Annotated in this window: 8 protein-coding genes and 1 tRNA gene; 6 read left to right on the top strand and 3 right to left on the bottom strand. The window is 37.3% G+C overall.

The window, feature by feature from the left end:
- Positions 1 to 198, top strand: a 198-nt coding sequence (locus NEOC95_RS07940; protein ID WP_283248244.1) for a transposase family protein, incomplete at its 5' end; no start/stop codon positions are given.
- A gap of 849 nt (positions 199 to 1,047) precedes the next feature.
- On the opposite strand, the gene NEOC95_RS07935 is transcribed toward NEOC95_RS07940, so the two are convergent.
- Positions 1,048 to 2,520 (bottom strand): sodium-dependent transporter, encoded by a 1,473-nt coding sequence (locus NEOC95_RS07935; RefSeq protein ID WP_166155255.1) that lies wholly within the window; start codon positions 2,518 to 2,520, stop codon positions 1,048 to 1,050.
- Positions 2,521 to 3,010: 490 nt separating this feature from the next.
- Between NEOC95_RS07935 and NEOC95_RS07930 the strand changes: the two genes are divergently transcribed.
- The gene (locus tag NEOC95_RS07930; protein WP_166155257.1) at positions 3,011 to 3,649 is read left to right on the top strand and encodes an Hpt domain-containing protein; all 639 of its coding nucleotides are present in this window, start codon (positions 3,011 to 3,013) and stop codon (positions 3,647 to 3,649) included.
- Positions 3,650 to 4,099: 450 nt separating this feature from the next.
- On the opposite strand, the gene NEOC95_RS07925 is transcribed toward NEOC95_RS07930, so the two are convergent.
- Positions 4,100 to 4,186 (bottom strand) — tRNA-Ser (locus NEOC95_RS07925).
- 482 nt (positions 4,187 to 4,668) lie between these two features.
- Between NEOC95_RS07925 and NEOC95_RS07920 the strand changes: the two genes are divergently transcribed.
- The 4 genes from NEOC95_RS07920 (at position 4,669) to NEOC95_RS07905 (ending at position 7,543) form a co-directional block, all read left to right on the top strand.
- Entirely contained in the window at positions 4,669 to 4,881 is a 213-nt protein-coding gene (locus NEOC95_RS07920; RefSeq protein ID WP_044882008.1) for a CsbD family protein, read from the top strand.
- A gap of 2 nt (positions 4,882 to 4,883) precedes the next feature.
- Positions 4,884 to 5,393 carry a YciE/YciF ferroxidase family protein gene (locus NEOC95_RS07915; protein WP_166155259.1) on the top strand — a complete coding sequence of 170 codons (510 nt, stop codon included), beginning with the start codon at positions 4,884 to 4,886 and terminating at the stop codon, positions 5,391 to 5,393.
- Positions 5,394 to 5,899: 506 nt separating this feature from the next.
- On the top strand, positions 5,900 to 6,472 hold the full coding sequence (locus tag NEOC95_RS07910; RefSeq protein WP_213152437.1) for a DNA polymerase ligase N-terminal domain-containing protein: 573 nt from the start codon (positions 5,900 to 5,902) through the stop codon (positions 6,470 to 6,472).
- Between the two features lie 525 nt (positions 6,473 to 6,997).
- The gene (locus tag NEOC95_RS07905; RefSeq protein WP_249270207.1) at positions 6,998 to 7,543 is read left to right on the top strand and encodes a Fic family protein; all 546 of its coding nucleotides are present in this window, start codon (positions 6,998 to 7,000) and stop codon (positions 7,541 to 7,543) included.
- On the opposite strand, the gene NEOC95_RS07900 is transcribed toward NEOC95_RS07905, so the two are convergent.
- Positions 7,532 to 7,729 (bottom strand): transposase family protein (locus NEOC95_RS07900; RefSeq protein WP_283248244.1); only part of this gene is annotated, 198 nt, incomplete at its 5' end. The two genes, NEOC95_RS07905 and NEOC95_RS07900, sit on opposite strands and share 12 nt — an antisense overlap.

Raw genomic sequence — 7,729 nt, 5'->3', positions numbered from 1 at the left:
AGTAAGAAGAAGCCTTTAACTAAAGAGGATAAAAGAACAAATCAAAGTTTATCCAGAGAAAGAGTTGCCAATGAAAATGTCATTGGCCTCCTTAAGCGATTTAAAATTATAGCAGATCGCTACAGAAATAGACGTAAAAGATTTGCCCTTCGCTTCAACTTAATTGCAGCAATCTATAACTGGGAATTAAATACGTGAGTTTCGAAAGAGGTCTATTATTTAAATCCATTGGTTGAAGAAACCCCTAAGGGAAAAAAGGCTTCTAAGTAAGCTAGTCTATTAAAAAATAATTTAGATAAGCTCCATTGCCAGCGTACAATAGGAAATAATTTAACTTAAGACTGGTTATTATAATTTTTCTTACTGTACGTTAAATTTAAATGACAAGAGTTTGGAAAAACTTTTAATTTATTTATTCAATATCAGATACTTTCTAGATCACGGGTTTCAAATAATGAAGAGATAAACTTCATCTTACAGCTTTTTTGTCCTTTTTTAGGATATATCTGCGTAAAAAGTGGCAATCATTTCATTTTTCTGTGGATAAGTCCATCCTGCTACCCAATTTTTTTTTATTTAAGCCAATCAGTTTTACGATACTTTTCAAGCTATAATCGGGCAGGTGTAACACTAAGCAGTCCCCAAAGAGTAACCTATACTTTTGAGCAACTCTTTACATAATCATATACTCAATAAAGAACTCTAAATCACATTAATACTATTAGATTCCTCAGGTAGAGAAATACAAAGCGAGGATAAACTTCCTAAAAATTGTTATGCCGCTTATATTTTAGTAGCAGCTATCCTAGAAGCATTTCAATGTAAGAGTCCTAAGGAAAATATTTTTGCCTAATGGCTCTTACGTTAACAACTATGCATCTGAATAACTTACTTAAATAAAGCTGTGTAAGTTGGCATACTAAGCTTTTTTTCCAAATAGCCTAAACGATTCAACACCTGTTAAAGTTTCATGCAAAGGCGATAAGTTAGAGATGTTGTTTTTAGCTCGGAATGTAGAGCCCTGGGTTTCTTCTATGTTTATTCCCTTTATGCATGTGTAGGCTGGTATTTCCTTTGATAAGCCATAAGCACAGAGCCTATCAAGGCAATCGTGAACCAGAGCCAGCGAATGCAAGATGATAAGTCAAGCGTATGGAATTCATGCCATAGATTGCTAAGTAAAATGATAGTGAGCAGCAGCGGGCCTACATAGCGTAGTGATACAGAAAAGAAGCTAGCTTGAGAGCTATTATACCAAATAGCATCTTCTCGCAAAGCAGGGCAAGCATATTGGAAAGTAATAATGAGGGCTATCCCTCCAATCAGCATATTGATGCCTAAAACCATGGGGGCAAGGGCATCGATAATATGCGAGGCATTACCAAAACAAAAGAGGACCGCCATGCTAAGGAGTGCCGACATAGTAACAGTGACAGCTTTCTTACGTGATAGCGTAAATTCTTTTTCTACATTCCCTACAATACTCTCTGCTATAGAAAATACTCCCGTAATGCCAGCTATGAAAATGCAGAAGAAAAAGATTGTACCCACTATCTGAGCCCAATGCTCACCAAAAGATTGCAAGATTTTGGGAAATAAGATAAAACCAATTTCAAAAGTAGAGTCTGAGGAAAGAATTTGCTCAAACGGAACCTTTTGTATATGGCTGATGTGAGCTAGGCATCCAAAGATTGCTAAGCCAGAAATGAATGAGACGGCAAAGTCTCCTAACGTTACCCAAAACATTGCCTGAGCTATATTGGTTTTTTGATCAGTATGACGGGAGTAGCCTACAATAATTCCTAGACCCAAAGAAAGGCTAAAAAACAGCTGGCCAAACACATCACGCCAAAGCGTAGGGTCATTTAGCCGAGAAAAATCAGGGGACAGATAATGTCTTAAAGCATCTAATCCTCCTGGAAGAAACATCGTAGTAATAGCAAATGCTGTCATGATAAAAGCTAGTAAAGGCATGAATAAGGTACATATTTTTTCAATGCCATCCCTAACATTTCTTATCATAACAAGATAAGTTAATAGGCACATGGATACTGTAGCAATCAAGACAGGAAAAGATAAAGGACCTAATTGATGAATACTTTCAGTCGTCTTTAAGAATTCTTGAAAAAAAAATGACTTAGAGTCAGAAGGGATCTGTTTAGAGGCCGCAAAATAGGTATAGGCTGCAGAATAAGCTGTTAAGACAATATAAAAGGCGCCTATTGTTAAGCAAGCAACCACAGAGAGCCAGCCGAGCACTTTTCCTTTTTTTCCTAACACTTTATGATAAGCAGAGACAATCGGCAGCTTCCAAGTATAACCAATAAGGCCTTCCAGCATGAGCATGGGAACGCCTAACATGAAAACGGCAAGGATATAGGGGACTAAAAATGCGCCTCCTCCATTTTTGTAAACTTGGGCACTAAAGCTTAAAATATTGGCAAAGCCTACCGCAGACCCTATTAAGGACCATACGTATCCCGACTGACTTTTCCAGGTGGTTGTTTGCGGTTGCGACATATAAAAAGTTCCTTGGTCAGCAAATTTTCTAATCTTTTAAATGATTTTCCTTAATTTCATACCATAGGCAAGAAAATTAAGTTTTTTAGCGTAACAAGCTAAGAAAAAGGGAGGAAAAGAATGAAGAATAACCTGAAATCAGGGGGAAAACAGGTTTATTCAATGAGACTTTCATACATAATACTTAAATCAAAAAATTAATAGATGCATTTTATGTGATAAGAATGTTAATTGTCAAATAGATCTTGTGCTTTGCTGCTGCAGCCCGCCCCAAAGTTATAGAGCTTGATTGGGAAGAGAGGCTGTCAAGAAAACCTCAGTTTTAGCATGAGGCTTAAAATCATCATTCAAGCAATCAATTAGTGGCGGATTGAGCGGTCATATAAGCTGTAGGGGAGCCAGCGAGCAAGCTTTAAAAGTAGAAAAGATCAAGCTCAAACTCATCTTTCTTTTAACGCAAAATATAAGCTAAATTGTAAGGGAAGTATTCATGCAGGTCTTATGTGTCGATCAGGATAAAAACTTTTGTAATTTTATAAAAAAAGAGGGGGAAGCTTTAGGTGTGAGCGTAAGTGGAGTAACGACGTTTGACCAGGCGCAAGAGAAAATGAGGGATCAAAGCTCGTATGCCTGTATTTTCAATTCGTCTTACTGCGAGCAGCTAGTCATGCTTGATCAACTTTCCTTTTCTTTAGCTTATGTGGATTTGCCTAATGTTTCATTCCTGCAGGAGCTTAAAGCAACCCAAAAAGTACGCTATATAGTAGGCAAGATGATGAGCTCTGAAGAAGCTCGTTATCTCTTAGGTCAGTTATGCCAGCTTGAGGCTTACGAAAAACTTAAAGGCGACTGGGTAGCAGAAATTCCAGAGCAGTTAATGAAGGCCTATGAAAGCTCTAGCTATGAAAAATTAGGCATACTAGAAAAGTTAATCAAAAATAATTCCCATCAACTTCCTTGGGAAGAATTCCAATTCATTGTCCACAAAATAGCCGGCAGTGCAGGCTTTTATGGTCGTTTTAAGGCTTGTGAAATATGTAAAAAAATGGAAACACACATCAAAAAAAAAGAGTATAATCTTATTGATTTAAACTCTTTTTATCGCCAGCTTTATCTTTATATTCAATGAACGGTTTTTACAGAGAAAATGAGGCTAAAACGTGGGCCAGCACCTTCCCTCTATTTATAAGCCATAATAGCGCTTCTTCCTTTGTATTAAAAGGGCAGGAGACCCTATTAATAAGCAAAAATTGTAAGACATACGATTTTTAATGATTATACGCTCTAAATTTAGCCCGGGGCTCTGATAGATGGAGAAGAAAGCTAAGAGTAAGCCGAAACGAGGCCTTATTCATCTCTTATTTTTCTATCCTATTTAAAAATGCTCAGAGTCGGCCGTATTAACTTTTCAACTTTTCTAAGGGGACCCTTAATCATTTGTATATGGATACTCCTGAAGAAGAGGGGCAGCCCATTGACTTTATCATGCGTGGGAATCTAAAAAATCTTTCTCAAAAAACGATGGATGGAAAAAATGATTGCTATCACAATTACTCACTTGCATGGGTTAAAAATAAATCGGAAGAGGAGGGATTTGAACCCCCGTTACCCTTACGAGTAAATCTGTTTTCGAGACAGACGCATTCAGCCACTCTGCCACTCTTCCTGGAGCAAATATCTTGCCAAAAAAGGATTCAAAACACAATCTTTTTCAAAAAAAGGAAAGAATAAATAAAAATGATCATTCATTTTCACTCCTATAGGCAGTATATTTTTACCTTTTTTCTTAGAAAAGCTGCCATGCTTTAAAAAATTCGTAAAATTGCTTAGAATAATGTTGACCTTCAAGATTACATTTGCCATATTTAAATTACGTCTACCCTATTTGACTTACACTTAAGTAGGGCTTAAAATTTTGTCGCCTTTCGGATGAAATCGTTCCGAACATAAGAAAAACCATTAAAATTAACCTCTATAAGGTTAACAAAAGGAGTCTCATGGTAGCGCAAAAGAAAAGTACAGCACGTAAATCTGCAACACATCGTTCACAAGCAAAAAAAATTCTTTTGAAAGTACTACGGTTGAAAACCGTAAATCCGGCCTGACTTAATAAAATCTGATTAAACCTTTAACTATACAGGAGAAAAAATGAATAAAGAATTTTTCGAGGGTAGTTGGCATGAGCTCAAAGGGAAAATTAAGGAAAAATGGGGCAAATTGACTGATGATGATCTTTTAAGAATTGATGGAAGCTGGGAGCGAATGTTAGGTAGCTTGGAAAAAAACTATGGTTATAAAAAAGACCAAGCAGAAAAAGAATTAAGTAAATGGAAAAATGAAAGCACACACTTAGGGAGGTAAATATGAAGTTCACTAGTATGGAAGATCTACTTGTCTATGAGTTACAAGACCTCTTAAGTGGGGAAATGCAAATGTTGGAAGCCTTACCCCTCATGCAAAAGGCCGCTTCTCATCCTGAGCTAAAAGCAGCATTTGAAAAGCATTTACAGGAAACTAAACAGCAGGTTAAGCGGTTAGAAATTGCTTTATCCTACTTAGACGCAGAAGCTAGTCATACTAACTTTTGCAAGGCGATGAAAGGTATGATTGCGGAGGGCGAAGAGATTATAAAAATTCACGCTCCCGACGATCTAAAAGATGCTGGCCTGATCGGTGCCGCCCAAAAAATCGAACACTATGAAATTGCTGGTTACGGAACGGCAAAAGCCCATGCGGCATGGTTGAGTTTAGACGAGGTAGTAAACCTTTTGGATGAGACCTTGCAAGAAGAGGCCAGTACCGACAAAAAACTGACCAAGCTTGCTGAGGGTTCCATGTTTACTTCAGGGATAAATAAGCAGGCCTCCAAATAATCAATCAAGAGGTTATTCCGAAAGCATGCTTAGCATGCTTTCGGAAGTACGCCATGCTAGGCGCGGAAAAACGCTTTGAAAAATACCGGCTTTTAATATCTCTGTAAGGCCTTAACTAACGATAAAAAGATTATTTAAAAATCACAAATTTAAAGGATAAAGAAAGGTAGATGTACCGCTGTAGTCATTAGCGCTCTTAAAATTTTTTTAAGGAGTAACTTCAGTTTCATATCTCGGGATTATCCTTAATTTCTCCGCCTCTAACTTTATACCTTCCCTTTAGAAAATTTAAGGCCTTTAAACTTAGGGCTCATTCTTTGATTTTACAGCCTTAATTTAAACGGCTATACAAAAATTAAGAGAGAGGAGGGGGATAAAAAGCAAAAGTCCACAGAAAAAGGCTTTGTTGAAATCAATGAGCTCTAGCTTCTTAATTTTAATGATGATTAATTAAAAATAAACTCGGGTAACTGGCCAAAAAAATTTAATCGTTAAGCGAGAATAGAATGATATTAAAAGCTTATCAGCAAAAAAAGACATTAAAAAAAGCTTCTATCCCTATGCCAGAGATGTCTGTAGACCCTTCTTGCTGCTTACCCATTTTTTGTATCCAAAAACATGCAGCTTCTCATTTACATTATGATTTTAGAATCGAATGTCAAGGCGTGCTTATAAGCTGGGCTATCCCCAAGGGTCCTTCCCTTAATCCTTACAATAAACGCTTAGCCATTCGTGTAGAAGACCATCCCTTAGCTTATCGTCATTTTGAAGGAGTTATTCCTCGAGGGAATTATGGAGCAGGAGAAGTGGTTCTTTGGGATGAAGGAATCTACACTTTAGCGGGATTGAAGGCTAAGAAGGATATTGAGAATGCTTGCTTAAAAGGTTTAGAAAAGGGCCACTTAGAGATAGAGTTGCATGGCCATAAATTAAAAGGCGGTTTTGTCTTGCAGCAATGGAAAAAAGAAAAAGATAAAAATTGGTTATTGATTAAACGTAAAGATCAATATGTGGATTTAAAAATAGATGTGTTAGAGCAGACTCAATCGGTGCGCACTTGCTTTCCTAACACCTTTTAAATAAGCTTTTTTATTAACGAATGATTACAGTAAGAACAGTGAAGAGAGCAATGATTAGGGAGATCTTGATTAAAGAGTAAGCAATAGCTGGATAAATGCACAAGATAAGACGTAAAACATACAACGATCTTCTAAGAAATTGCTTCCTTTTGCAGCTTAACCCAAATTTTGGTAACAGAAAGCGGTCTTATTTGCGTTAGCGATGATAAAGAACGACCCTATTATCGAAAAATAAATAATTCGAGAATAACAAACAATCTTATTCCCAAGGGTGATTATAAAGCTCTTTGTTATTAGCGAATACTGACATTTTCGATAATAAGTGCTAGTGTATCCCTATAGCCACCGAGGAATGAATGGACATACTACAATCACCTGCCGGACAAATTATAAAATCTTTAAAGTGGATATAAAGCTTTTGTACCAACTCCACTATCACCCCCATTCAAGTGGAACACCCAAATAGTAAGTGCTTTGTCACGAGCGGATTTTTTATTAGGTAAATTGGCTCGAGAAGGAGGCAAATTGCCCAATCCTCATCTATTAATGCGACCCTTTATTACCCGTGAAGCTGTTCTTTCGAGCAAAATCGAAGGTACTCAAGCAACTATTGGAGAAATACTAGCAGCTAGCGTCGGGATTAGTGTGCAACGAAACCCTGATGATCTCCGGGAAGTGCAAAATTATATTGTAGCCCTCGATTACGGGATAAAACGATTAGGAGATCTTCCTCTGTCATTGAGGCTCATTAAAGAAATTCACCACCATTTAATGCAAGGTGTTAGAAGGTCACATGCAACCCCTGGAGAATTTAGGCGTAGCCAAAACTGGATAGGAACACCAGGTTGTACGCTCAATACGGCCAAATCCATTCCTCCTCCACCAGATCACTTGATGGATTGCTTAGGTGAATTTGAAAAATTTCTACATGAAAGGCAGCTTCCACCTTTAATTCATACTGCCCTAGGCCATTATCAATTTGAAGCCATTCATCCATTTTTGGATGGAAATGGACGCATGGGCCGGCTGCTAATTATATTATTAGACCTCTTTCGAAACTCACGTATTTAATTCCCAGTTATAGATTGCTGCAATTAAGTTGAAGCGAAGGGCAAATCTTTTACGTCTATTTCTGTAGCGATCTGCTATAATTTTAAATCGCTTAAGGAGGCCAATGACATTTTCATTGGCAACTCTTTCTCTGGATAAACTTTGATTTGTTCTTTTATCCTCTTTAGTTAAAGGCTTCTTCTTACT

It is taken from the genome of Neochlamydia sp. AcF95, from assembly GCF_018342455.1.
Taxonomy (GTDB): domain Bacteria; phylum Chlamydiota; class Chlamydiia; order Chlamydiales; family Parachlamydiaceae; genus Neochlamydia.
The sequence above is the reverse complement of the archived record's forward strand: the minus strand, read 5'-3'. Positions and strand labels throughout refer to the sequence as shown.